This window comes from Chryseobacterium sp. OSA05B, assembly GCF_019970065.1.
Lineage (GTDB): Bacteria > Bacteroidota > Bacteroidia > Flavobacteriales > Weeksellaceae > Chryseobacterium.
On the sequence record NZ_JAHXYH010000001.1, the window covers coordinates 767,830 to 794,582 of the forward strand.

Annotated in this window: 24 protein-coding genes; 17 read left to right on the forward strand and 7 right to left on the reverse strand. The window is 39.3% G+C overall.

The window, feature by feature from the left end; genetic code table 11:
* Positions 1–22: 22 nt before the first annotated feature.
* Positions 23–2,212, reverse strand: a complete 2,190-nt coding sequence (locus LC419_RS03440) for an ATP-binding protein (RefSeq protein ID WP_223606031.1) — start codon at positions 2,210–2,212, stop codon at positions 23–25.
* A gap of 571 nt (positions 2,213–2,783) precedes the next feature.
* Here LC419_RS03440 and LC419_RS03445 point away from each other — a divergent pair.
* Genes LC419_RS03445 through LC419_RS03465 form a run of 5 tightly spaced genes read left to right on the forward strand, consistent with a single transcriptional unit; the run spans position 2,784 to position 8,759 of the window.
* Positions 2,784–3,944 (forward strand): porin, encoded by a 1,161-nt coding sequence (locus tag LC419_RS03445; protein ID WP_223606032.1) that lies wholly within the window; start codon positions 2,784–2,786, stop codon positions 3,942–3,944.
* 21 nt (positions 3,945–3,965) lie between these two features.
* Positions 3,966–5,396 (forward strand): anion permease, encoded by a 1,431-nt coding sequence (locus tag LC419_RS03450; RefSeq protein WP_223606033.1) that lies wholly within the window; start codon positions 3,966–3,968, stop codon positions 5,394–5,396.
* A gap of 16 nt (positions 5,397–5,412) precedes the next feature.
* Complete coding sequence (locus tag LC419_RS03455) at positions 5,413–6,069, forward strand: succinate dehydrogenase cytochrome b subunit (RefSeq protein ID WP_223606034.1); 657 nt, start codon at positions 5,413–5,415, stop codon at positions 6,067–6,069.
* Positions 6,070–6,080: 11 nt separating this feature from the next.
* A complete protein-coding gene (locus LC419_RS03460; protein ID WP_223606035.1) occupies positions 6,081–7,997 on the forward strand; it encodes a fumarate reductase/succinate dehydrogenase flavoprotein subunit in 1,917 nt (638 codons plus the stop codon).
* 12 nt (positions 7,998–8,009) lie between these two features.
* Entirely contained in the window at positions 8,010–8,759 is a 750-nt protein-coding gene (locus LC419_RS03465) for a succinate dehydrogenase/fumarate reductase iron-sulfur subunit (protein ID WP_223606036.1), read from the forward strand.
* A gap of 55 nt (positions 8,760–8,814) precedes the next feature.
* Here the strand turns inward: LC419_RS03465 and LC419_RS03470 are convergent, their stop codons facing one another.
* Positions 8,815–9,588 carry a cyclase family protein gene (locus LC419_RS03470; RefSeq protein ID WP_223606037.1) on the reverse strand — a complete coding sequence of 258 codons (774 nt, stop codon included), beginning with the start codon at positions 9,586–9,588 and terminating at the stop codon, positions 8,815–8,817.
* Between the two features lie 293 nt (positions 9,589–9,881).
* Positions 9,882–10,895: a nucleoid-associated protein gene (locus tag LC419_RS03475; protein ID WP_223606038.1), complete on the reverse strand. Its 1,014-nt coding sequence runs from the start codon at positions 10,893–10,895 to the stop codon at positions 9,882–9,884.
* 455 nt (positions 10,896–11,350) lie between these two features.
* Between LC419_RS03475 and LC419_RS03480 the strand changes: the two genes are divergently transcribed.
* The 8 genes from LC419_RS03480 (at position 11,351) to LC419_RS03510 (ending at position 17,809) form a co-directional block, all read left to right on the forward strand.
* Positions 11,351–11,512 (forward strand): hypothetical protein, encoded by a 162-nt coding sequence (locus LC419_RS03480; RefSeq protein ID WP_223606039.1) that lies wholly within the window; start codon positions 11,351–11,353, stop codon positions 11,510–11,512.
* Positions 11,513–11,516: 4 nt separating this feature from the next.
* Positions 11,517–11,873, forward strand: coding sequence for a hypothetical protein (locus LC419_RS03485; RefSeq protein ID WP_223606040.1), 357 nt, complete (start codon positions 11,517–11,519; stop codon positions 11,871–11,873).
* Positions 11,874–11,954: 81 nt separating this feature from the next.
* The gene (locus LC419_RS24110) at positions 11,955–12,086 is read left to right on the forward strand and encodes a hypothetical protein (protein ID WP_262483641.1); all 132 of its coding nucleotides are present in this window, start codon (positions 11,955–11,957) and stop codon (positions 12,084–12,086) included.
* A 48-nt stretch (positions 12,087–12,134) separates the two neighbouring features.
* Positions 12,135–12,530: a hypothetical protein gene (locus tag LC419_RS03490; RefSeq protein ID WP_223606041.1), complete on the forward strand. Its 396-nt coding sequence runs from the start codon at positions 12,135–12,137 to the stop codon at positions 12,528–12,530.
* A gap of 305 nt (positions 12,531–12,835) precedes the next feature.
* Entirely contained in the window at positions 12,836–14,386 is a 1,551-nt protein-coding gene (locus tag LC419_RS03495) for a thiol-activated cytolysin family protein (protein WP_223606042.1), read from the forward strand.
* A gap of 3 nt (positions 14,387–14,389) precedes the next feature.
* A complete protein-coding gene (locus tag LC419_RS03500; protein ID WP_223606043.1) occupies positions 14,390–14,989 on the forward strand; it encodes a hypothetical protein in 600 nt (199 codons plus the stop codon).
* A 277-nt stretch (positions 14,990–15,266) separates the two neighbouring features.
* Complete coding sequence (locus LC419_RS03505; RefSeq protein ID WP_223606044.1) at positions 15,267–16,334, forward strand: thiol-activated cytolysin family protein; 1,068 nt, start codon at positions 15,267–15,269, stop codon at positions 16,332–16,334.
* Between the two features lie 2 nt (positions 16,335–16,336).
* Positions 16,337–17,809 carry a thiol-activated cytolysin family protein gene (locus LC419_RS03510; RefSeq protein ID WP_223606045.1) on the forward strand — a complete coding sequence of 491 codons (1,473 nt, stop codon included), beginning with the start codon at positions 16,337–16,339 and terminating at the stop codon, positions 17,807–17,809.
* Between the two features lie 88 nt (positions 17,810–17,897).
* On the opposite strand, the gene LC419_RS03515 is transcribed toward LC419_RS03510, so the two are convergent.
* From LC419_RS03515 to dnaK, 4 genes are all read right to left on the reverse strand, one after another.
* On the reverse strand, positions 17,898–18,416 hold the full coding sequence (locus tag LC419_RS03515; RefSeq protein ID WP_223606046.1) for a thioredoxin family protein: 519 nt from the start codon (positions 18,414–18,416) through the stop codon (positions 17,898–17,900).
* A 191-nt stretch (positions 18,417–18,607) separates the two neighbouring features.
* A complete protein-coding gene (locus LC419_RS03520; protein ID WP_223606047.1) occupies positions 18,608–18,940 on the reverse strand; it encodes a hypothetical protein in 333 nt (110 codons plus the stop codon).
* A gap of 177 nt (positions 18,941–19,117) precedes the next feature.
* Complete coding sequence (locus tag LC419_RS03525) at positions 19,118–20,230, reverse strand: heparan-alpha-glucosaminide N-acetyltransferase domain-containing protein (RefSeq protein ID WP_223606048.1); 1,113 nt, start codon at positions 20,228–20,230, stop codon at positions 19,118–19,120.
* A 353-nt stretch (positions 20,231–20,583) separates the two neighbouring features.
* Positions 20,584–22,488: a molecular chaperone DnaK gene (gene dnaK / locus LC419_RS03530; RefSeq protein WP_223606049.1), complete on the reverse strand. Its 1,905-nt coding sequence runs from the start codon at positions 22,486–22,488 to the stop codon at positions 20,584–20,586.
* Positions 22,489–22,743: 255 nt separating this feature from the next.
* Between dnaK and ppk1 the strand changes: the two genes are divergently transcribed.
* The 4 genes from ppk1 to LC419_RS03550 all read left to right on the forward strand — a co-directional run bounded on the left by ppk1 (position 22,744) and on the right by LC419_RS03550 (position 26,664).
* Positions 22,744–24,816, forward strand: coding sequence for a polyphosphate kinase 1 (gene ppk1, locus LC419_RS03535; RefSeq protein ID WP_223606050.1), 2,073 nt, complete (start codon positions 22,744–22,746; stop codon positions 24,814–24,816).
* A complete protein-coding gene (locus LC419_RS03540; protein WP_223606051.1) occupies positions 24,813–25,697 on the forward strand; it encodes an exopolyphosphatase in 885 nt (294 codons plus the stop codon). The genes ppk1 and LC419_RS03540 overlap by 4 nt, the downstream gene beginning before the upstream one ends.
* Before the next feature lie 161 nt (positions 25,698–25,858).
* Positions 25,859–26,512, forward strand: coding sequence for an NAD-dependent epimerase/dehydratase family protein (locus tag LC419_RS03545; protein WP_223606052.1), 654 nt, complete (start codon positions 25,859–25,861; stop codon positions 26,510–26,512).
* Entirely contained in the window at positions 26,509–26,664 is a 156-nt protein-coding gene (locus tag LC419_RS03550; protein WP_223606053.1) for a hypothetical protein, read from the forward strand. Before LC419_RS03545 ends, LC419_RS03550 begins: the two co-directional genes overlap by 4 nt.
* The last annotated feature ends 89 nt before the right edge of the window (positions 26,665–26,753 follow it).

Here is a 26,753-nt window from a genome sequence, read left to right on the forward strand (position 1 = left end):
AGGTTTTTAAAGTTTCCCAAATTTACGGTTTTTTGAACGTTAAAATGAAACAAGTCCCCTCTTTATTGTTATCATAATCCACATTTCCACCAATCCTTTTCATGATTCTGTGTACAATGGACAGCCCTACTCCATTCCCCTTAAATTTTTTCGCATTATCCATCCGGTTGAAGATCTTAAACATTTTGTGTTTTTCCTCCTGTGGAATCCCGATTCCGTTGTCTGAGATCCTGTACACAATATGTCCGTCCTCTTCCGCTCCCCAGATTTCAACCTTAGGTTCATCCTTATGAGAGGAGTATTTTACTGCATTATTGATGATATTTAAAAACACCTGATGAAGCATCGTTTTATCAGCGAGCACATCGGGACATTCCTTGATAATAATCTCACTATTCGGGCTTTCGAAAGTAATCTTTGCATTTTCAGAAATCTTCAGAATCGTATTGGCCGGCTGCAAGCGTTCTAATTCTATCTCGCTGTGTTTTGCACGGCTGAGCTGCAGAACATCATGCATCATTTCTGCCATACTGTCGATTTCTTCAACGATAGAGGTCAGTTTATTTTTATTTTTTTCTGTTTTTTCAAAATTGGCAAGCAGCATTTGTGCGTTCAGTTTCATGACGGTCAAAGGCGTTCCAAGGTCATGCGAAATCGTATACGAAAAACTGTCGAGTTCCTCATTGACCTTTCTAAGCTCATTGTTCAGGGCTTTGATGGCATTGTACTGCTTGTGCGAAGTTTCAAGTATCACATCCCGCACGGTCTGCACCGAACTGATGTCTCTTGAATTCCACCTTTTCGAATTTCCTTTAATATTCTCCGTGAAGATGTGAAAAGACGTTCTCGGAGAAATGATCTGCTTTTCTTCCCCGTTCTGAAGGACCACCCCGATTTTCTTCTCAGGATTTCCCGCCCAGCTGATATGCTCATCAAACTCTTTACGGAACCAGATCAGCATTTCCTTTTTTGTTCTTTCGATAAAATAGATAATGACTCCGGCCGCACTTTCATCCAGCCCCAATTCCTCTCCGTAATCTTTAAGAAAACTTCTGCTGACAAAAATACTTTCCGTGGTATTTTCGAGGGCCCAGTGCGCAATTGTATCAATTGTTCCACGTTCAGGAACCGTTCCTACAGTCACCATATCGCCCTCGGCAATAATTACCAGACCATCTGCTTCAGGCAGTTTCCTGATTCTTGCTTTATTGTCTGCCAACGAATCGAACAGATTATTATGTTTTAAAAACTCCGCTTTCAGCTGTGACGATTTCTCGTTCAGTTCCAGACGGTAGTTCAGTTCATTTTTTGATTTAAATGAAGAATAGGCATTAGAAGCCAAAGCCGTAAAAATACCGGCCTGCACTCGGTCTTCAAGATCAATATGTTTAGCCTCTGAATTCTGACAGGTTACCAGTCCCCAGAGATGGTCCTCAATAATAATAGACACACTGAAACTGGAAGATGCACCGGAATTTTTGATATATTGCCCGTGAACAGGTGACATCCCGCGCGATGCCGCAAAAGTAAGATCAATGGTTTCATCTGTCCTGCTTATCAACGGAACCGTATCTGCATACACATTGCTGAAAATTCTCTTTCTTTTTTTTAAATAAAGTTCTCTGGCCTGCTTTGGAATATCAGACTCCGGATAATGAAGACCGAGGTAGCTTTCCATATTTTCATCCCTCCGTTCTGCAATCACTTTTCCTGAGCCGTCCATCATAAATTTATACACCATCATCCGGTCATAATTCACGATCTTGGAAAGGGTGCTCAGTAACTGTTCCCAAAGCTCTTTTTCATTGTCGATGACATAGAAATTGTCATACTTATTGGAAATACGCTTGTTGGGGTTTTCCAGCACCGCTTCAAATTCCAGAAAAATATGTTTCCCGCTTCTGAAAATGGAAAAATGATATTCCTTACCACTGATAAATACCTTATCAAAATGCGTTTCGTTTTCTCTTTTTGTAAAGTCCTTCAGAGAAGTATAAAGATCCGAATCAAGAACAGTACGGAAGATTTCAGGAAAATCCATAAGGTATCTCCCAAAAAGCTGTTCCGCATTTTCGATTCTGAATATATCCGAAATATTCCTGCTGAAAAAAGTGATGGAATGAGATTCTGCATCAATGCCAATCAGGTATCCAAAACTTTGTATATACCCAGGAATATGGATGGGCTCCTCATGACACTCTACAAAATTCATATCTTTCTTTGATCTACCAAATATAACGATTTTTTTAACGACATATTATTTTGTGGTATGAAATCACGGAAGTCCTTAAAACACCATCATCCCTGCAATCCGTGACATGAATCTATCTGAATTTCAGCACTAATACGCTTGCTTTTTAGATAGTGATAATGGCTTTTAATTTATAATATACTAAAAATTTTGAGGCCGGTCAAGTTTAATTTTCCCATCATGATTCATCACATGAATTTTACATTAACTCTTAAAATAATTATGTTAATTAAACAAAATTTATTAAATTTATATCACCAAATAATGAATACGTTTAAAAATTGTTGATTTTTTTTGCATTATCTCCAATTAAATTCTCATTTAAATTCAAATAATACGATTATGAAAAAGTTCCCTTTAATTATCCTCACCCCCATCCTCATATCAGGAATCAGAATCCATTGCGAAGACAATAGAGAGGAAACCTACGAAGACCCGGAAAATATGATGAACACAAACTGTTCTATGAATTGGAGCAAGTCTCTTTCAAATTTCTAGGCTCCCAGATAATAATTCATTAAACACAAATACTATGACTCTTTTTTCAACCAAAAAGAGAAGTCTGATCTTTTGTGCCCTGTTGGCAGGTTTTTTCGCCGGTGCACAAATCCAGGACTCTCTGCAGCAGAACAAGCAGGAGGAAGACAACGTGAAATATCCGGTGCTTCAGATCAAAGGCCTTTTCCAGGCGCGTTATCTCGTAGGCATGAGTAAAGATGTAGACGTAAACGGTTTGCATCATGCGGACGGATCAGGAACCAGCAACAATTTCATGCTGAAGTACATGAGGGTTCAGGTACGCGCTCAGATCAGCAAAAGAACAGAAGTGGTAGCACTTGCCAACCTCGCTGATTTTAAAAACGATCCTAAAAGCAGAGTTCTTGAAAATGCTTACCTGAAATACACCTTCAACCCAAAACTCGCCTTTACGGTCGGTCAGTTCAGACCATGGTTCGGAATTGAAGAAACGTATCCTATTGACATCATCAAATCTCTGGATTGGTCCAATCAGTATACGGAATTTGGAAAACTCGGCTGGACAAGCTTCCAGATCGGACTTTCTGCAACGGGACAGCTTCAACTGGGGCAGATTCCTTTTCAATATGCGGTGTCAGTCGTTAATGGTAACGGAAAGAATCAGATCAACGACAACGATAACGGGAAGCAGTATTCTACGAGATTGGTTTTCGGTTTGTCTAAAAAATATAATTTCAATGTCGGCCTGAATGGAGGTGTAGGCGAAGTTTTAAGCAAAAAAGTATACGCAGTTGGGATTGATCTCAGCTCACTGATCCACTTTGACCCGAAATGGAGTCTGGATATGCAGCTGGAAGCCAAACAGGCGACCAATCATGTCCTTTACAACACCATCGATCCGGAACTGAGACCTTCGAATCCTGACCAATATCTGATCCGTGGAGCCTACTTCCTTCCGAATCTGCGGTACGAGATCAATCATAAAAACCTCAGCGCCTTTGAACTGTCCTGCCGGTATGAATATCTGGATACCAATTTCAGGCTGAATTCCAATCCAAGGCAGACGATTACTCCGATGTTTGGGCTGGAATTCCTGAAAAACTATGGAGCAAGAATCCAGCTTGGCGTACAGTTCGACCGATACAAACATCAGGTAGAAAATACATCACAATACAACAACAATCTCTTCATTGTTCAGGTGCAAAGTAGATTTTAACCGCTTAAATATTTATAGATCATGAAAGAAATTAATATCAGAAATATCGCGATAACGTTTGCCGTTGCGCTGATCATATGGTTTATTCCGGCTCCGGAAGGCGTTGCTGAGAATGCCTGGCATCTATTTGCTATTTTCGCAGCTACCATCTTAGGAATCATCCTTAAAGCAGCCCCTATGGGCACCATGTGTATGATGGCTATTGCATTTACAGCACTTACCCAGGTAGTCGCTCCCGGAGATGCCGGAAAATCCATCACGAAAGCACTTTCCGGATTCGGGGATAAAGTGATCTGGCTGATCGGGATCTCATTCTTTATCGCCAGAGGATTTATCAAAACAGGATTGGGAAACAGGATTGCTTTTTTATTCATCAGAATCTTCGGTAAAAGCTCATTGGGACTGGCTTACGGACTTGGACTGGCCGATGTGTGTCTTGCTCCAGCCATTCCGAGTAATACCGCAAGAGGAGGTGGAATCATCTACCCGATCATGAAATCTATGGCCATCAGTTTCGATTCTGTTCCAGAAAAACCGGAAACCCATCGAAAGCTGGGATCTTTTCTTACCCTGAACAGTTATTATATGAACCTCATTGCTTCATCCATGTTCCTTACCGGGACTGCGAGTAATCCGATGTGTCAGAAATTTGCAGCGAATTTAGGTATCAATATTACGTGGATGTCATGGGCTGCAGCCGGTTTCGTTCCGGGCTTAGTTGCATTCTTTGTGGTCCCGTTGGTTTTATACAAATTATATCCGCCTGAATTGAAAAAAACAGGGGATGCTCCGAAAATGGCGGCTCAGAAATTAAAGGAAATGGGACCTATTTCCAGAAATGAGTGGTTAATGTTACTTGCTTTCTTTATCCTGTTAGCCCTTTGGATATTTGGAGGAGCACTGTCAATTGATGCCACTACAACGGCTTTCATCGGACTTACCATGTTGCTTCTTACTTCCGTACTGACTTGGGAAGATATTAAGGGGGAAAAAGGAGCCTGGGATACCATCGTTTGGTTTGCAGTGCTGGTGATGATGGCCAGTTCTTTAAATGAGCTTGGTTTTATCGGCTGGTTTAGTGATCTGATTAAAGTAAAAATAGGCGGATTAAGCTGGCAGGTGGCCTTTCCGGTAATCATTGTCGTGTACTTTTTCAGTCACTATATTTTTGCGAGTGCAACAGCTCACGTGGCTGCCATGTATGCTGCGTTATTGGGCGTTGGTGTTTCTCTAGGAATCCCGCCTATGCTATTGGCTATGATGCTTGGTTTCTTAGGTTCAATTTATGGAGTACTCACCCATTACGGCCACGGCCCTGCTCCGGTATTCTACGGCAGCGGTTATGTAGATCTGAAAGCCTGGTGGCTGAGAGGTCTTGAAATCGGAATTGTTTTACTCATCATCTATATGGGAGTCGGAGGACTTTGGATGAAAGTTTTAGGATATTATTAATCATTAAATCAAAAATATGCTGTCAACCTTGTCAAGAAAAATGCTGATGTGCCTTACAGGACTATTCCTGAGCTTCTTCCTGTTGATCCATTTCTTGGGAAATCTCCAGCTGTTTCTTCCGCCGGAGCAGGCGCACCTTCAGTTTAATGCCTATTCGCATTTTCTATCAGGAAATATTCTGATCAAAATGGTTTCGTACGTCCTGTATGCAAGTATTATTCTGCATGCTCTGGACGGATTGGTCATTACTTTAAAAAATAAAAAATCGGGAGGGAGTTATCAGTCGGAAAGACGTGGGCGAGCCAGCAAATGGTATTCCCGAAATATGGGAATTCTCGGTACGTTGATCCTGATCTTTCTGATGATTCACTTTCAGAATTTCTGGTATGTTTACAAATTTGGAAACCCACCGCTGGATGACAACGGAAATAAGGATCTGTACATTCTTGTCGTAACGGTTTTCAAAGAATGGTGGTATGTCATCATTTATGTAGTATCAATGGGAGCTTTATGCTATCATCTGATTCATGGAATTCACAGTGCGGCCAGAACGCTGGGATTATTTCACCCCAAGTTTGTAAAATGGTTCAAAACCGCCGGAATTGTATATGCAGTCATTATCAGTATAGGTTTTGCGCTGATGCCCATTTATGTATTCTTTACTGCCCATTAAACAGAAAAGTTATGATCTTAAATTCAAAAATACCTCAAGGCCCGTTGGAACAAAAATGGGACAATTATAAAAAGAAGGCTAAGCTCGTCAATCCTGCCAACCGTAAAAAGCTTGACGTTATTGTCGTCGGAACCGGACTGGCAGGAAGCTCTGTTGCCGCTTCTCTGGGTGAAATGGGCTATAATGTCAAATCATTCTGTTTTCAGGACAGCCCGAGGAGAGCCCATTCGGTAGCAGCACAAGGTGGTGTGAATGCCGCTAAAAATTATAAGAATGATGGCGACAGTGTTTACAGAATGTTCGTAGACACATTGAAAGGGGGAGATTTCAGAGCCCGTGAAGCCAATGTTTACCGTATGGCTGAATGTTCTTTAAACCTCATCGATCAGGCCGTAGCGCAAGGCGTTCCGTTCGGGCGCGAATATGGTGGCTACCTTAATAACCGTTCCTTCGGTGGTGTTCAGGTAAGCAGGACGTTTTATGCAAGGGGACAAACCGGTCAGCAACTTCTTCTTGGAGCCTATCAGGCGCTGATGAGACAGGTTGGAAAAGGAACGGTACAACTTTATTCCAGACATGAAATGCTCGATCTGGTCATGATCGATGGTAAAGCAAGAGGCATTATCGTCAGAAATTTAGATACCGGAGAAATTGAAAGACATGCTGCTCATGCAGTCATTCTCGCAACTGGAGGTTATGGGAAAATTTATTATCTCTCCACCTTAGCCATGGGCTGTAATGGTTCTGCGATCTGGCGGGCTCATAAAAAAGGAGCGTTGATGGCTTCCCCCAGCTGGATTCAGGTGCACCCTACTTCTCTTCCGCAATCGGGAGATTATCAGTCTAAATTAACCCTGATGTCAGAATCATTGCGTAACGACGGAAGGATCTGGGTTCCGTCAAAGGTTGATGAAACCAGACCACCCAATGATATTCAGGAAAACGAAAGAGACTATTATCTGGAACGCAGGTATCCCGCTTTTGGAAACCTGGCTCCGAGAGATATTTCTTCCCGTGCCGCCAAAGAAAGAATTGATGCCGGTTTTGGAATCGGGCCTTTGAAAAATGCAGTTTATCTTGATTTTTCAAAAGCGATACGGGAACAGGGAAAGGAAAAGATTCAGGAAAAATATGGAAATCTATTTGATATGTATCTTAAAATCACAGGATACAACGCTTATAATGAACCGATGATGATTTCCCCTTCTGCCCACTTTTCAATGGGCGGACTTTGGGTAGATTATGAATTGATGACTACTATTCCGGGACTTTTTGCTTTGGGTGAAGCCAATTTTGCAGATCACGGAGCGAACAGACTGGGAGCCAATTCACTTCTTCAGGCTTCTGTAGATGGCTATTTTATCGCCCCTTATACGATTGCTAATTATCTGGCTGATGAAATCCATACCGGAAAAATATCAGCGGATGGTCCTGAGTTTGAAACCGCCGAAAATGCTGTAAAAAAACAGATTCAGGATTTCATCAATATCAGAGGAACCAAAACCGTTGATTATTTCCATAAAACGCTGGGAAAACTCTTATATGATTATTGTGGACTGGCAAGGAATGAAGAAGGGCTGAAATATGCCATCGGAGAAATCAGGAAATTAAAACAGGAATTTTATAGAGATGTACGGGTTTCCGGGCAGCGAGACACGATGAATACAGAACTTGAAAAAGCAGGCCGCGTTGCCGATTATTTCGAGATCGGTGAACTGATGTGTTATGATGCTTTAACCCGAAATGAATCCTGCGGGGCTCACTTCCGGGAAGAATATCAAACTCCGGACGGAGAAGCTTTAAGGAATGATGCCGAATATCAGTTTATCTCCGCATGGGCATGGACCGATGAAAACAGTGAACCTGAGCTGATCAGAGAGCCGCTGATATTTGAAGAGATACAGCCAACGGTAAGAAGCTACAAATAAAAAACAAAAATTATGGATTTACATCTTAAGATATGGAGACAGAAAGACAGAAAGAGCGAAGGGAAACTGGTCAGTTATGATCTGAAAGAACTGAATCCGCACATGTCTTTCCTGGAAATGCTGGATACTTTAAATGAAAAACTCATTACGGAGGGTGACGAACCTGTAGAATTCGATCACGATTGCCGTGAAGGGATCTGCGGACAATGTGGAATGATGATCAACGGAATTGCACACGGACCTTTAAAAAATACTACGACCTGTCAGCTTCACTTACGGTCTTTTAAGAACGGTGAAACCATTTTAATAGAACCTTTCCGCGCAGAGGCTTTCCCGGTAAAGAAAGACCTTAAAGTAGACCGGTCGGCTTTTGACAGAATTATTTCTTCAGGTGGATTTGTATCGGTGAATACAGGGCAAGCTCCTGATGCTACAGCCATTGCAGTTAATCATCAAACTGCTGAGGAAGCTTTTGACTCTGCCGCCTGTATCGGATGTGGTGCGTGTGTAGCTACCTGTAAAAACGGAAGTGCCGCTTTATTCACCTCTGCGAAAATCACTCATATGGTTCTTCTTCCGCAGGGTAAAGAGGAAAGAAGCAGCCGTGTTCTGAATATGGTCAGCCAGATGGATCATGAACTCTTCGGACACTGCTCTAACACCGAAGCCTGTGAGATAGAATGTCCTCAGGGAATTTCTGTACTGAATATCGCCAGGATGAACTATGAGTATGGAAGAGCACTATTCTTCAGGAAAAAATAAGTTTTGAAAAATACCCTTGTCAAGGTCCTGAATCTTGACAAGGATACCTTCCAGCTTAAGGATTGATAATCGCCACTACCCTGGCCGGCGCTGCAGATCCACCTACAATTTTCAGCGGAAATACACTGACTTTAAATCCCGAAGGAGGCAGTGCAGCGAGATTGGTAAGCTGCTCCATGTGCAAATATTCTTTTTCTATGCCGATACGGTGACCTTCCCAGAAATACTCAGGATCATTGAGTTCTTTTGCCTTTTTAGCCATATATTTTAATGGAAGATCCCAGCCCCACTGATCGATTCCCATTACTTTTACGCCCTGGTCGATCAGCCATTCGGTGGCTTCCTTGCTCATTCCGGTTCCTTTTTCTACAAAATCAGGGGTTCCCATCATTTTATCACGGTCGGTTCGGATCAGGACTATATTTCCTTCCTGAATCGTGATTCCGTTTTTATCGAGATCTTTTTTCAGGTCATCAATGGTGATTGCTACAAAATCTTCTTTGTGGGTACAGTCGATGACAATACCGTCACCATAGCACCAGTCAAGAGGAATCTGATCAATCGTTTTGGCAGGTTTTCCTTCAACCATCGGACCATAATGCCATGGAGCATCAATATGCGTCGTCGCATGAAGTCCCATATTTTTAATGGAATCATCTGCCCATCCTGTCCAGTTTTTCGGAAAAAGTCTGAACGGAAGATTCAATGCCAGACGGATCAGCCAATGCGACTTTCTGTGTGATTTATGCTTAATCTTAACCCTCATGAACCAGGGATCTCCGGCGTTGTACTGAATCGGTTTGGACAGATCGATAATGGTTGTTTTCATCTCACAAAGGAAGGAAAAAGGAGTGAAATCCCCAATACGAAAAGAGGACCAATTTAAAAATTAGCCCTCTTTGATTCTTTATATTTAGAATGTCAATGTTGAATTTTGCTTCGCAAGTGAATGGTGCGTTTTTGAGAGACAAGAATCAAGAACCAAGATTTCAGACAATCATCTTATCAACTTCATCACTACGAACCAGCAGCCAGCAACTGACAACCAGTCCAAAACTCTACAACCCTATCATTCTACAACTCTCTCACTCTCAAGCCCTAAATCAGGTTATTTTCGTTTGATTACACTTCTTTTTCGAAGTAAAGTCTGTAGTATTTTCCTTTGTCGTCCTCGCCCATTTCCAGTTTCTGTCTGTCGCCGTGAATGTAGATGTGGAAGTTTTTATCAAGTTTAATGATACTCTTGAAATGACGCTGTGTTTTCTTTACAGCCGCTTCACTGATCGGGAATTCTTCGGCAATATTCACCTGCATATCCTGCTCGTAATCGGTTTTAAAATTCACAAAGCTTTCAATGACATGCTCATCTCCCAATACTTCAGTTGCAAATTCATCAAGTTTAAATTCTTCTTTCTCTTTGAAGAAATTGATAGATTTATTTAAGAAATCTGCCTGGTCTGCTTTTGAAACTTCAAATTCCTGCGGAAGCTGTTTGGTGATATAATCTTTGTACACCATTAAAGCTTCCTGCGTGTGGAAATATTCATCGTCACGCTGTTTTACTTTCAGGAAATCCTCGAACCAATAGTACATATCCCCGTTTTTGTTGTTGTCAACCACAGAAAGTACGTAACCTGTTTCTTTATTGTTGTTGTAAATTAATGCTGCCTTGTCAATTTTAGACAAACCGATACCCTGGTCTTTTTCAATGTCAAAAGTTTCTTCCTGAGGAGAAATTTTAAGGAAAGATTCTCTCTTCTCTGTTTTAAAGATTCCGATTTTATCTACCTTATCCGGACGGTCACTTTCCTCTTCAAAAAGTACAATAAACAGTTCTCCACCCTGAACTCTAGGGTTTTCAGCAGCTTCAAAAAGGTGTTTTGCAATATTTTCAGACTCCCAAAGGAATTTGGCTTTGTCTTCAAAGATCTCGGATATGGAACTGTATACCGGATTATTGACCAAATACGTGTCACTGTAAAAATTGAAGGTCTCCTCCGATTTAAAAGAACCTAAAAAGTAATCTTCAAGCAATTCTGCCATTCCTTCTTCCAGCTTCAGCTCTTCCTGAGACAGCGTTAAAGATTCTCCGTTGATTTTATTTCCTACTCTGTGTACTATAATTTTTGAAAACATGTCCTGAATAATTTGGATTGCAAAGATATTCATTCTATTCTTTCCATCATACAAATAAAATAAGTCGGCTGATGTTGGGAGAAAATAATTGGATGATATTTTTTGTCTCTCGCGAATCTGGCAGATAATGCAGATTATCTTTCAAATGTGATTTAAACCATTAAGATCAATGAAAGGGATACGAAAATTAAGGTAAAATCAGATGATTTTTTTAAGGGAATAAGATTACAAAGCAGTGTTTCTTCAAATTCTTAAAAACGTATTCATTCTTAATGGTTTAGAAGTAAAAAATAGGTCCTCATCATTTCGTTTTGATAAAAACCTTATCATTTTGACATGCTTTTTTTGATTCTGGCATCCTTAACAAAACACATAACAAATTGATTTAAAATAAGTTATACTAAAATCACATTCAAAGGAACGCAATTCGCTTCATCATCTTCAAAACATACAATATGGACTTAAAGACATTAAACCGCATTGACAAGTTAAGAAGATTAAAAAGCAGAGGACCGGAAACCCCGAAGTGGCTGAAACCTTACCATCTGCTTCTCATGGCTTTTCTGACCGTTTTCTTCTTTGGAGCCATCATTAAACTATTAGAACAAAATCATTAATCATATGAACTATTCAGAAGCCGTCCGGGAAATTACAGAAGTTATTCCCGACTTTGAAAACGAACTTACGAAGACAATGCCCCAGAACTCGTACAGTGTAATCCGCACGTTCACGGAACGTATCAAAAATATGGTCCGACAGAATGACAGAAATATTTTATTCAAAAGCATCCAGAAAATGGACAAAATTTACACAAACGGAGATCTGGCGTTAAAAAATGCTATAGAAGGCGTTTTTATTTATTCTCTGGACAATTTTACAGCGTTCTGTAGCGGAGAATACCGTAAAGTAATCTTCAGTCATATGTCAAAAGAGCTGCAACAAACGTATTCGAGACAGATTTACAATCACGGAATTTAGAATTTTCATTACATTTTTCGTCTGTTTCATTACAAACGCAGATTTTGCTTTAAAATCAAAACCACTCAAATTCAATCGATTATGAAAACAAAAATCAGAAGAATATCGGACTGGAAAACCTGGAAAACCACGACCAACAGACACAATACAGAGCTATTGGTGACTCACATCGCTGTGATTATAGGTGTTTTTATTTTTGCTGCCATGCTGTAAATTTTGGTACACATTTCGCTGCAAGATAAATACTGAAAAATATTAATTATGATGAAAGTACAAATGCAGGCTATTAATAAAAAAATAGCCGTTGAATACTTAAAATTTTTCTATCCACCACTCCGAAGTGAAATCACTCAGTTATCTGTGCAGGAAAACTTTGCCGGTGTGATTCAGGCCACCATTAACTATTTAAAGGATATGCTGCAGGAATCGAAAATCTATATTGTAGCCCATCACATCAAACTGATGGACTGGATCTACAGAAACGGTGATTCTTATGTGAGAACCGTGATCGAAAACCTGTTTGTAAGATCGCTGGAAAGCTTTAAAAAACATTCAAAAATCCAGCAGTGGCAGCTTCTTTATCAGAATATGCCTGATAATTTTCAGCTTATTTATAATGAGCAGCAGAAACAGGACGAGATCTTTTTCGGTAAGTAAGAAATAATTTAATTTGTAAATAGGCTCTTCAGGCATTGTGTCTGAGGAGCTTTTTGTTTTCCCAAAATTATACTTTTCACCATTAAATATTTAATTTAATATCAATGGTTTATCATCAAGAACAGCCTGTTTTATTACACTTTCAACAAATTTCATGAAATATATTTCACGGTATGGTGCAAAATATTATCTTTACACCCAAGAATTTCACTATACAAGGAATTACTGATATACTGTAACTTCAACCGCCCCGGATTTTGTTCTTTTCTATTTCACAAGACCATGTCCGGAGTAAAAAACAGACTATGAGAAAATTTATATATGTAATGGCTGCCTTTTCTTTAGCAGTCTTGGGGAGCTGTACTAATGAGGCGGCAAAATTGGATGATAATCAGATGGCACGTACACCTGAACAGGTTATTAATATTACTTCATACGGAAGTTATCCTTCATCACTTTCAAAGTTTAACACTTTAGCAAAGGGAGCAACAGATCCTGATGATTTTACGGAAACCCGTGAATTTCAGTCTTCAGAATCGATAGTATTGCCTCATTTACAGGCATATATTTTTCCGGGCTCTCTTCTGAAAGGGAATTCTATCCAGAATATGGATTTTAAACCTATTTCGGCTTCGGTAAAGCCTGTTACCGTTTCTATGTCTATTCCGGCTTTGAACAAAAAAACAGCATTTACGATAGATCAGCCATCATTGTCTAAGACCAGACAAATGGTACAGGATTATATCCAAACTGCAGATTTTACACAGAACGGTACTTTAAGTTACAGTGTTGAACAGTTTACTTCTTATGATGAGCTGAAGGTAGCCTTCGGATCGAATGTGAACACCCGATCATTATTCGGGAAAAATTCTTCTTCTACCAATATCGAAGAGGGAATGATCTCAAAAAGAAGCGGATTTTATGTGAAATTTTATCAGACTTCTTTCACGCTGGATATGGATATTCCGGCAGGATCGCTTGTTAATGACAATAATTTTGACAGTGGCGGTGTGGAACCTGTTTATGTAAGTTCTATTTCTTACGGAAGAATGGGCGTTCTGTCTATTGAAACGAATGAGCAGGCGGATACCGCAAAAAAGACGATTAATGAGACCTTCAGCAAGCTATTTGTCAATGGAGAAAGCTCTCTGACCCAGGAGGAAAAAAACTTCCTGAATGGTGCTGATTTTAATTTATACCTGATTGGCGGAAGCGGCGTTACAGCAGTACAGTCTTTTCAGGGATATGCCGCTTTTGTAAATCATATTGCCAAAGGTACTTTCTCTAAAAGCCAGCCGGGAGTTCCTATCTTCTGTTCTTATTCTTATCTGAATGATAATTCTCCGGTGAAGACGACCTTCAAATTCGATATTAAAAAGAAACCTGTTTACGTAGAGCTGAAAATAGAAAATATAGAAAATTTCAGAACTACATTTGGACCTACACAGTTTGGTAAGATGGGAAAACTGACACTTCATTATTACGACAGCCGTTCCAGAACCAAAATGATTGCCCCACCGTATGTAAAGTTTAAGATTAAAGCAGACAGAACAGCAACGGGAGATAATATTCTGGGCATGAAGAGTCCTTTCATTGATCAATATACCTATCCAAGGGAAATTACACTCCAAAATGCCGGCGGTGATACTTTCACCAATGTTTCAGGGTTTTACTCTACATCATGCATTTTTGACATAGCCAATCCCAATAATGCCACTTACTGTGTAAACCCGCTGAACATTGTTCTGGATAACGAACTTAGAAATTTCGTGAACGGCCGAAATATGAGTCAGAGTGCAAAATATACCTATACTATTCTGCCTGATCCAGGCAACAGTTATATCGTAATCAATTAAATTATGAAAAAATCATTCTATATCATTCTTACTTCCCTGCTTGCAGTTTCCTGCAGCGGTAGTGATGATCAAATTATTGAAAATCCTAAACCTGTAGAAAAGGAAGTGTACCAGTTTCAGTACAAAAATTACACAGTACAGAATATTACAGTGTATAAAGGTCCTTCCGGCCAAAAAACTGATGTTTCGGAATCATATCTGAACAACTACTGGAGTACCTATCAGGAACCGGCCTGGAAAAAAATCAGTCTGGATCTGAAAAATAATTCCCTGCAGCTGATTTCAGGAAATTCGGCAGATATTACCTATAGCGTGAAGATTGAAAATGATTCGGTATTCATTAACGAAAATAATGAGCAGAATTTTATCGGGATCTTCAACAGAAGTGAATCTTCATTTACGCTTAAGAGATCGTTCAGATATGTGAAAAAGATGCCAAGGGAAAATGTGAACGCCCTAACCATTTCTCAGAAAACTGTTTTTGGAATGACAGCTTATCAGGATATTTTCGGGAAAAGTGCTTTCGACAACCCATCATCAATGGATACCACCGGAGATGATATTCTCTGGGTAAATATGGATTATTACTACAAAAACTTATAACAAATTTTCACGATGTGTAATCAGATCCTAGAAATATCCTTTCATACATTTATTTGATCTGAAAACAGCCTCCCCCGATAAATCATCAGGGGAGTTTTTTTTGGATTTTTTTTACAGATTTACATGATATTTATCACTACAAAGAGAACTATTTTAAATACAATCAAACAGTTACACTTCATTAATCTTTTATTAATAATGGTTAATGAAGATTTAATACATAAATATTTCACCAACTTGTGTAAAAACTATACTTTTAGCACCTCAAATTAAATTTATGAAAAGAATCATTTTACCTATCGCATTACTGGTTGTAGCCAGTATTACTTCAATCTCCTGCCGTCAGGATATCAATGAGGAAGCACAAACTGTTGTAGAAGGAGCAAAAGCTTCAAAACTAAATCCTGTTGTCGCTTTACCTTCCAAGTATTTAAATTATGACGAAGTATCCGTTGGCGGAAAAGAAGTAGCTTCTAAAACCACTACGGTAACATTAAACAGCGACCAGATGGTAGTAACCTCTCCTAACAAAACATTTATCGGAGGAGTTTACAATTCCACAACCCTGGACAATCTTTCGTACACACCGATCTCTTATCCTGTAAAGCCGATCACGGTTTCTTATTCATTCCCGTCTGACTTTATTGTGGACACGATTGAGAAGCCTACCCTTTCGAGCATGAGATCTTCTATCTTCAAAGCGATGCAGAGTGCTAACTTCAGTGGTCAGCAGTCACTTGCTTTTGATTACAACATCAAGCAGTTCTCTTATTACAGCGAACTTAAGATCGCATTCGGAGCTAATGTCAATATCGGAAGTATTTTCAGCATAGACATCAGCGGAAGCAACAATAAGGTGAAAAGAAATACAGGAATCTTTGCTAAGTTTACCCAGAAGAATTTCACCATCGATATGGATCTTCCGGATAACGGAAATATCTTCAAAAATGAATCTGACCTTAATCTGGCAGCTTCTAAAAATCCAGTTTACATCAACTCCATAACTTACGGAAGACTGGGAATCATCTCTCTGGAATCTGATTATTCTTATAACGAAACCGCATTTGCTTTAAAGGCAGCTTTAAATGCTAAAATGGTGAACGGATCTATCAGCATTGATGTTCAGAGTAAAAAAATTCTTGAAGAGTCTGATCTGAAAGTGTATATCCTGGGAGGTATCGGTTCTGATGCAGTACAGGTGGTACAGGGTTACACCGGATTTATCAACTTCATCGTGAACGGAGGTCAGTTTACGGCTAATGCTCCGGGAGTTCCAATCAACTTTACGGCAGCTCATGCTGGTGACAATTCAGTATACTACACTACGTTTACTGTAGATAAATAAACATGAAAAAATTAATTTATGTAATGGCAGCTATCTCCATAGCTGCCTTACAAAGTTGTACGAATGAGCTTGAAAGATCTGCAGAAGCTCAGGAAATGGTCCGTGCACCACAACAGGTGGTAAATGTGACCTCATTCGGAACGTATCCATCCGCATTATCAGGTAAGAACAGAAGCATGCTTGCAAAAGGTGGCAATGCAGAAGAATTTATAGAAACAAAAGAGTTTGAATCTTCGGAATCTATCGTGCTACCCCACCTCCAGATGTATATTTTCCCGGGATCTCTGCTGAAAGGCAATTCCATACAGGATATGAATTTTAAGCCCATTACGGCTTCCGTAAAGCCTGTTACAGTTTCTATGTCTATTCCGGCTTTGAATAAAAAGACAGCATTCACCATCGATCAGCCTTCGTTATCCAAAACAAGGCAGTTGGTACAGGATTATATTCAGTCTGCTGATTTTACACAGAACGGGACGCTGAGCTACAGTGTGGAACAGTTTACGTCGTATGATGAGCTGAAGGTAGCCTTCGGATCGAATGTAAATACGAGATCTTTATTCGGTAAGAATTCTTCCTCTACGAATATTGAAGAAGGAATGATTGCAAAAAGAACAGGATTCTATGTGAAATTTTACCAAACGTCTTTCACGCTGGATATGGATATTCCTGCCGGATCACTTGTTAATGACAACAATTTTGACAGCGGCGGTGTAGAACCTGTGTATGTGAATTCTATTTCTTACGGAAGAATGGGAGTTTTAACGATTGAAACCAATGAACTGGCAGAGACGGCAAGAACAACCATCAATGAATCATTCAGCAAACTATTTGTAAAAGGTGAAAGCTACCTGACTCAGGAGGAAAAGAACTTCCTGAACGGAGCAGATTTCAATCTTTATCTGATAGGCGGAAGCGGCGTGACAGCGGCACAGTCTTTCAAAGGGTATGAAGCTTTTGTGAATCATATTTCTAAGGGAACCTTCTCAAAAAGCCAGCCCGGTGTTCCGATTTTCTGTACATACTCTTATTTAAAGGATAATTCTCCGGTGAAGACCACCTTTAAATTTGATATTAAAAATCCACCGGTTTATGTAAAACTGGTGCAAGAAAATGTCACCAGCGGCCGTAATAGGAATGTGGACCTAAAGCTGTATTTCTATTCCAGTAAGAGCCAGACCAATACGATTGCCCATCCAAGTATCCGCTTTGTGATCAACAAAATATCAAAAGTAGGGAGAAAAAATGGCAGTATGAATGGACCATGGACTTACACCACTACCAATGAGCCTATTATTCTTCAAAATGCCGGAATGAATATTAATATGAGTATTCCGAATCAGGTATTGTCGCGTGAGAACGGGCCTTGTGTTCCAAGAGGAAGATTCGGGTGTGAAGTGGTACCGATCTACAGCGAACATGTGGAATACAGCATAGCACCAAGCGACAAGTACAACTATCTTGTGATCGATTAATAAGATACTTTACAGATGTATAATCAGATTACAGAGCTTTTCATCTGAATAAAAAACTCCCCGGACAATACATCCGGGGAGTTTCTTTTTATTTATCTTTTTTCACAAATACTTTCTGAATGGTCAGAAGTTCTTCTTTATTCATTTTTGAGCTTTTTTCCAGCTTGGCCATAAATGTGGTCACTTCATCAGGGGTTGCGGGCGACCCCAGATTATCACCTTTGCTGTCGAAAGAATCGGCAAGCACTTCTCCTTTTGAATTTAGAATCAGCCAGAAAGGAAGTCCGGCATTTTCTCCTTTGTACTTGTTCATCAGTTCCTGTCCGCCCGGATTTTCAAGTTTTTTCTTTTCTCCTCTTTCCTGAACATCAATATAAGTGGTTACAAATTTCTTATCAAAGATGGGTTTGGTTTCAGGAAGGTTCATATTTTTCTCCATCAGTTTGCACCAGCCGCACCATGAAGCATGGAATACAAGCAGGACATTTTTCTTTTGGGCTTTGGCTTCTGTAAGCGCTTTATTCAGTTCTATATCCGCTTTTTCCTGCGCAGCATTCAGCTGAAACAGAAATAAAGAGGCAACAAGGATTACTTTAAAAAATTTCATTTAAATTTTGTTTTGGATTTACTCATACGAATTTAGCTATTTTTCTTGTGATATCTTTTACTTATCCTGCAATGTCTTACTTCGTTAGAGTATATAAAAGATATAAATCTCATCTGATTAATACTTTGAGCCTTTTGCATAAAAAAACGGCTTCTGTTGTTGAAGCCGTTTTAATATATTTTTCTGACAAATTATTTTTTTAAATCTGCTTTTACATCTTTATAACCATCTGCCACTGCATCTGCACCTTTTACAGCAGTCTTTTTAACACTTTTTGCACCTTTGGTTGCTGTCTTACCTACCCATTTCGTGCCTTTTTTAACTCCTTTTTTTGTAGCTGTTGCTCCTTTTTTAGCTTTGTCTCCAACCCAGTCAGCGCCATCTTTAACTCCTTTTTCTGTGGCTTTTGCTCCTTTTTCAATGGCAGTGCCTACATTTTTTGCTTCCTGTTTTACCGTTTCCTGGGCATGAACAGCTGTTGCAAATAAACCGAACGCTAATAAGGTCAATATATTCTTTTTCATGTTGTCTTTTTTTTTAAGTTAGTTTGATCAATATAACATAAAACAAGCCAAACCTGTATGATATGAAAATAATTTAATTCAATTGAGGAAAAACAATAACAGTCGTTTTCCGTCCCTGCTTTCTTTACTGCTGCAACACGCAACCTGATTATTTCCATCACAATATGTTCAAAATGATCACTTCAGGACAGTTTCATCCACTGAAATAGGCTGTTCAAGAACAATCACCGGTTTTTTCTTTTTCAAGAGATCCAGTAATTTCTGAACTGAAAATGTCAGAATCATATAAAGTACAATTAACAATAATACGGATCCGATACCATGCTGTCTGTATCCGAAAATACCTTTACCCCAGGAAATTAGTATCCATTGGATCATATACATTGAGGTCAGATTCCTGCTGCAGTATTTTAAAAGGCCGGTGAACTTATTATCTTTCATTTTTAAGGTGATCCTGAAAATAATCCACAGGAAAATCAGTGTCCATCCGGCAAAATAGATCACTCCTCCGGGTCCCATGTGATAAAAACCATTGTAATTATAGGCATCAAATCCAAAAACCAAAGGAGCCCCAACAGCAACGAACACCAGTCCTACATACAGCATATTCTTAAATAGCTTCTTGCTGTCATGGTTCAGTTCCAGAAACCATTTTCCAAAAAACATTCCGATGATAATAAAAGACATCCACGGAAATACAGGAAAATAGATGTAAGCAGGATAATCATTGCTGAAAAAAAGATCTGATATATAATTAATCACCGGATAATCAATAATAGTTCCGCTGACTTCTCGGGATACCAATGCAATCAACAATCCGATAGCCAGAATAGCGTATTTATTTTTCACATACTCGCGGATAAAGCCAACAAACAGTAAAGAAATTCCCGCCAATTGTAAGATATCTCCCAGCATGACCAGATACATATATTGTTGTTCTATCGGGCCATGCCAACCATATTTCTGAATAAAATTATCCGGAGCAAACCCTAAAACTGCAGGAACAATAAACTTCATAAAGTTCATGAAAAAAGCAGCTAATAAGAGTAAACCGCCCCTTTTTATTGAGCTTTTTAGACTCTGATGACTGGACGTCATAAAGGTGATCCCCATACAGATCAGGAAAATAGAAGTTCCTCTTCCCAGAAAGACAATAAAACTTCCAATAACGGTCTCCGACTGCGACTTCACGTTCGCATAGATGAGTAAGGTATGGATGATAATCATACCGATCACACTCATACCCTTGATTAAATCCAGTGCTGCAATTCTTTTGCTTTGCTTTTCCATAGTTTTTTAAGTTTTTAATAGGCTACAAAACGTATCATGAATTAATTGATTGAGATTAGGCGATAGCCGTTCTGTAGTGGAATAAATTTCATTTTTATATATTAATATTTACTTATTCTAAATAAAAACAAATATACATATTAAAATTAAATAATAATTTATTCATTAATAAATTATCCTGAATATTCGTCACTAATAATCAAATTATCATCTTATTAAGCATGCTGTAGCTCACTTAACTGGCTCATCTATTTCACAGCAAAAAATTGAAAAACTTATGGAAACAAAAAAACCGCAGTAAACATTGTTTACTGCGGTTGTATAGTTAAAGGTAAGAGTTTACTTACACTTACTTATTTTACTTCTTCGAAGTCTGCATCCTGTACATCATCTGCACCTCCTGCATTAGCTCCGGCGTTTTGAGCACCTGCTCCGGCGTCTCCACCCTGAGCCTGCTGTCCAGCTGCATACATTTCTTCTGAAGCGGCCATCCATGCTGCATCTAAAGCTTCTGTTTTAGCTTTTACATCGTCAACATTTTTAGTTTCGAAAGCTGCTTTCAATTCTGTGTGAGCTGCTTCTACTGCTGCTTTTTTGTCAGCAGAAAGTTTATCACCGAATTCTTTCAACTGCTTTTCAGTCTGGAAGATCAATCCGTCAGCTTTGTTTAAGATCTCAACTTCTTCTTTTCTCTTGGCATCTGCTGCAGAGTTTTCCTGAGCTTCTTTCTTCATTCTTTCGATTTCTTCGTCAGAAAGACCTGAAGAAGCCTGGATTTTGATCGTTTGTTCTTTTCCTGTTCCTTTATCTTTAGCAGAAACGTTCAGGATACCGTTAGCATCAATATCGAAAGTTACTTCAATCTGAGGAACTCCTCTTGGTGCAGGTGGGATATCAGAAAGATCAAATCTTCCGATCTCTTTGTTATCGTTGAACATTGCTCTTTCTCCCTGTCCTACTCTGATGCTTACAGCCGGCTGGTTGTCAGAAGCTGTAGAGAATACTTCAGATTTTTTAGTTGGGATCGTTGTGTTGGCATCAATCAATTTAGTGAATACTGAACCCATTGTTTCGATACCTAAAGAAAGCGGTGTAACGTCAAGAAGCAATACATCTGTTACGTCTCCTGTCAATACTCCTCCCTGAATAGCAGCTCCTACAGCAACTACCTCATCCGGGTTAACTCCTTTTGAAGGTTTTTTACCGAAGAATTTTTCTACTTCTTCCTGGATGATCGGGATTCTTGTAGAACCTCCTACCAATAGTACTTCGTCGATATCAGAAGTAGATAGACCAGCATCTTTCAATGCTTTTGCTACCGGCTCCATAGATCTTCTTACAAGATCAGCAGCCAACTGCTCGAATTTAGCTTTAGTTAAAGTCTTCACTAAGTGTTTAGGACCTGTAGCTGTAGCCGTGATATAGGGTAAGTTGATCTCAGTCTGAGGAGAAGAAGATAACTCGATTTTTGCTTTTTCAGCAGCTTCTTTTAATCTCTGAAGGGCAATAGCATCACTTTTTAATTCTACCCCTTCTTCAGCTTTGAATTCGTCGGCCATCCAGTTGATGATCACATCATCAAAGTCATCACCTCCCAAGTGAGTATCCCCATTTGTAGACAATACTTCGAATACACCGTCTCCTAAATCAAGGATAGAGATATCGAAAGTACCTCCTCCAAGGTCATATACTGCGATCTTCTGATCTTTGTGGCTCTTGTCCAAACCGTAAGCTAAAGCTGCAGCGGTAGGCTCGTTGATGATTCTTTCTACTTTAAGACCTGCAATTTCTCCTGCTTCTTTAGTAGCCTGTCTCTGTGCATCGTTGAAATAAGCAGGAACAGTGATTACTGCTCTTGTTACTTCCTGACCAAGGTAATCTTCAGCTGTCTTCTTCATTTTCTGAAGCGTCATAGCAGAAATTTCCTGTGGTGTATATTCTCTGTCGTCGATTTTTACTTTTACGGTATCATTAGGTCCTGCTACTACTTCATAAGGTACTCTTGAAATTTCTTTAGCATCTTCCTTAAAATGAGTACCGATAAATCTCTTGATAGAGTATACAGTTTTCTTTGGATTCGTTACAGCCTGTCTTTTTGCAGGATCCCCTACTTTTCTCTCACCATCTTCTGTAAATGCTACAATAGACGGAGTCGTTCTTTTACCTTCAGCGTTAGGGATAACAACAGGGTCTTTCCCCTCCATTACAGCAACACAAGAGTTGGTTGTTCCTAAGTCAATTCCAATTATTTTACTCATAATATTTATATTTTTTCTAATTTTTATATTTAATTTACATTCTCAATTTCTCAATATCTGTACCATCTCCTATTTTGTGACAAAATGACAGAACCATGAATTTCCAAAGATAATAATGTCCTCCAGATTATGTTAATTTGTACTATTCAAGACAGTTTGAACATCGGACATCTGTAAAAATTAATCAAAGTTTAACTTTAGAAGTATGAATTAAACTTCACGAATTAGTATTTTTGATAAAATATACACTTTAGAATGTCAGTACACTTTAATCCGCGAGATATTACATGGCTTGCTTTCAATGAAAGGGTTTTACAGGAAGCCATGGACGAAAATGTTCCTTTACATTTAAGAATACGTTTCCTTGGAATTTTCTCCAACAATTTAGATGAGTTTTTCAGGGTGCGTGTAGCCGGATTAAAGCGTGCCATGGATTTTAAAGAAAAAGTGATTGCAGAATCTTTTTATCAGCCGCCTTCCAAAATTCTTCAGCGGATCAATGAAATCGTGATCAGACAGCAGCAGAATTTCGATAAGACCTGGAAACATATTCAGGTTGAAATGGCCAGCCTTAAGGTTTCTATTAAAAATGCTAAAAACCTCACCGCTAAGCAAAAGGAATTTGTAAGACAGTATTTTGACGAAGTGGTGGAATCCAATGTGATCCCGATCCTTCTTCATGAAAATACACCGATGCCTTATTTAAGAGATAAAAGTCTCTATCTGGGAGTTGCCATGAGAAAAAAAGACTGGCAGTATTCCAGTAATTATGCGATTATTGAAATTCCATCACGTTTTGTGGGAAGATTTGTCCTGCTGCCAACGGAAGACCCTGAAGAAAAGAATGTCATGCTGCTGGAAGATGTGATTACATTCAACCTTCCGCATATTTTCTCTTATTTCGGCTATGACGAATTTGCCGCCAATGCTTTTAAAGTAACCAAAGATGCAGAACTGGAACTGGATAATGACATCCGGACCAACTTCGCAGAAAAAATAGAAAAAGGACTTAAAAACAGAAGGAAAGGAAAACCGACCCGTTTTGTCTTTGATAAAGATATGGATAAAGCCCTGCTGGAGCTTCTTATCCGAAAATTAAACTTAACGAAAAAAGACAGCATCATTCCTGGTGGAAAAATTCACAATTTCAAACACTTTATGGATTTCCCGGATGTATTTGAAACCTACGCAAGACCGGTAGAGAGATCTTCTTTTACCCATCAGGCTTTTGAACATGGCGAAAGAGTGACTGATGTTATTTTAAAGAAAGATGTTCTCCTATCCTTCCCGTACCACAAATACAACCCTGTGATCGATCTTCTGCGTGAAGCGGCCATGGATCCGGATGTAAAATCTATACAAATTACAGCGTATCGTCTTGCCGGCAACTCAAAGATCAGCAATGCACTCATCTACGCTGCAAGAAATGGAAAGGAAGTAACGGTCATGCTGGAACTTCAGGCAAGGTTTGACGAAGAGTCCAATCTGAAGTGGAAAGAAATGTTTGAGCCCGAAGGAATCAATGTTCTTGTTGGTCTTCCGAATAAAAAGGTACACGCCAAACTCTGCATCATTAAAAAAAGAGCTCACAATAAAACACTCCAATATGGTTTTGTAAGTACCGGAAATTTCAACGAAAAAACAGCAAGGATCTACGGTGATCATTTATTGATGACGGCTGACCGTGGCATCATGGCAGATATCAATAAGGTATTTAATGTCCTGAAAAAACCGAAAGATGATTTTCTACCGGTGTTGAAAACCTGCAAAAACCTGATGATCTGTCCGCTATTTATGCGTGAAAAGATTGTTCACCACATCGATAAAGAGATTGAAGAAGCCAAAGCGGGAAGAAAAGCGGAGATCATCATCAAGGCCAATTCTATGAGTGACAGAGCCCTGATAGAAAAGCTTTACGAAGCTGCCTATGCCGGAGTGATTACAAAAACCATTGTAAGAGGAATCTATTGCCCGGTGAATCAAAAGGAATTTAAAGAAAAAATAAAAGCGATAAGCATCGTAGACGAATACCTGGAACATGCCAGGGTCATGTATTTCTATAATAAAGGCGCAGAAGACATCTACATCTCCTCTGCCGACTGGATGACCCGAAATCTGGACTACAGAATTGAGGCTGCAGCGAAGATCACAGACAAGGAACTTAAGAAGGAATTGAAAGATATTCTGGACATTCAGTTGAGAGATAACGTAAAAGCTCGTATTTTAGACAAAAAATTGAGCAACGAGTATGTCAGGAATGATAAAAAGGAATGCCGTTCTCAAATAGAAACCTACAAATATTTAAAAGCTAAAACAAGCAAAAAATGAAGATCGCAGCGATAGATATAGGGAGCAACGCCGCCAGACTTCTGATCAATGAAGTAAAGATCAGCAACAGAAAACCTGAATTTATAAAACTTAATCTTTTGAGAATCCCCCTGAGGCTGGGAATGGACGTGTTCACCATGGGCATGATCGGTGAGGAAAGGGAAAAAATGGTCATCGATTCGATGAAAATTTTCAGCGACCTTATGAGGATCTATAAGGTGGAGCATTACCGTGCCTGTGCCACCAGTGCCATGCGCGATGCCTCGAACGGCAATGAAATCATCAGACAGGTGAAGGAAACTTCGGGCATCAATATAGAGATTATCTCCGGTGACGAAGAAGCAACACTAATCTACGAAAACCATGTTGCAGAAGGTCTTGACAAAGAATTCGCCTATTTGTACATCGACGTGGGAGGAGGTTCCACAGAACTTACTTTTTACGAAAACGGAAAAATGGTATACGAAAAATCGTTCAACATCGGAACTATCCGACTTCTGAATAACCTGGTTACTCCAGAAAACTGGCAGGAAATGAAGGATGAGATCAAAGATAATATTGTCAGCAAAAGACCCATCGTAGCTATCGGTTCCGGTGGTAATATCAATAAGGTTTTCTCCATGAGCAAAACCAAGGACGGAAAACCGATGACGCTTGCCCATCTTAAAAAGGTGTACAAAGAGTTCAATGAGCTTTCTGTAGAGGAAAGAATGACCAAACATAATCTCAGAGAAGACCGAGCGGATGTTCTTGTCCACGCTTTGAGAATTTTCAATAATGTAATGTCATGGTCGGATATCAACAGAATTTTTGTTCCAAAGATCTCCGTAGCAGACGGATTGATCCACAATATTTTCAGTCAGCTGCACGAAAAAAAATAAATTTCTTACCCAGTATATTTTAAAAACCGGTCATCTTTGGCTGGTTTTTGTTTTATGTAAAAAACTGTGCATCAATATTATCTTCGGAAATGTATTTTTTTACTGTAAATTTAAAGTAATACGCTATCTTAGTACGTCATGCATAATATCAACAGAAGAAAATGAATCCAATCAAAATAATTCTTACAGGCGCAACCGGTATGGTAGGTGAAGGTGTTTTAATGGAATGCCTTGAAAATCCCAATGTTTCAGAAATATTAAGCGTAAGCAGAAAGCCTTCCGGAAAAAAACACGCCAAGCTCAAAGAATATTTAGTTCCGGATTTCCTGGCCATAGATCTCAGCGATGAAAACCTGAAAGGCTATGATGCCTGCTTTTTCTGTGCAGGAATCAGCAGCGTAGGCATGAATGAGGAAGAGTATACGAAGATCACATACGACACCACCATTCATTTTGCCAAGGTCGTTCTGAACCAAAATCCGGATATGGTTTTCAATTATGTGTCAGGAGCTCATACAGACAGCACAGAAAGCGGAAAGCAGATGTGGGCAAGGGTGAAAGGCAGAACCGAAAATGCATTGAAAAAACTGGGCTTCCGAAATGCGTTCAATTTCCGTCCAGGATTCATGAAACCCGTTGAAGGTCAGATGCATGTAAAATGGTTCTTCAAACCTATTATTTGGATTTTTCCTGTTTTTTTACCTTCAAAATCATTAACTTTACACGAAGTGGGCAGAGCAATGATCAATGGCGTAGATAAAGGTTATCCCACATCAGTTTTGGAAATCAGGGACATTAAAAATTTAGCGATATGAGAGATATGGTAAAAAGAATTGTTCTGGTCATCTTTGTACTCCTGGTCCTGACTGCGGTTTCAGGTTATTTTTATATGCAGAAACATCCGATAGATGGAAAAACATCTGTGAATAAAACAATGAATATCACAGGAAGTAAAGTCAGCAAGTAAGGTAACAAAAGGATGGGTTTTGCTGTTTTATATTACATTTCAGTAGCAACTGTTACCTGTTTGTTAAACATTTCTTAAAATTCCATTAA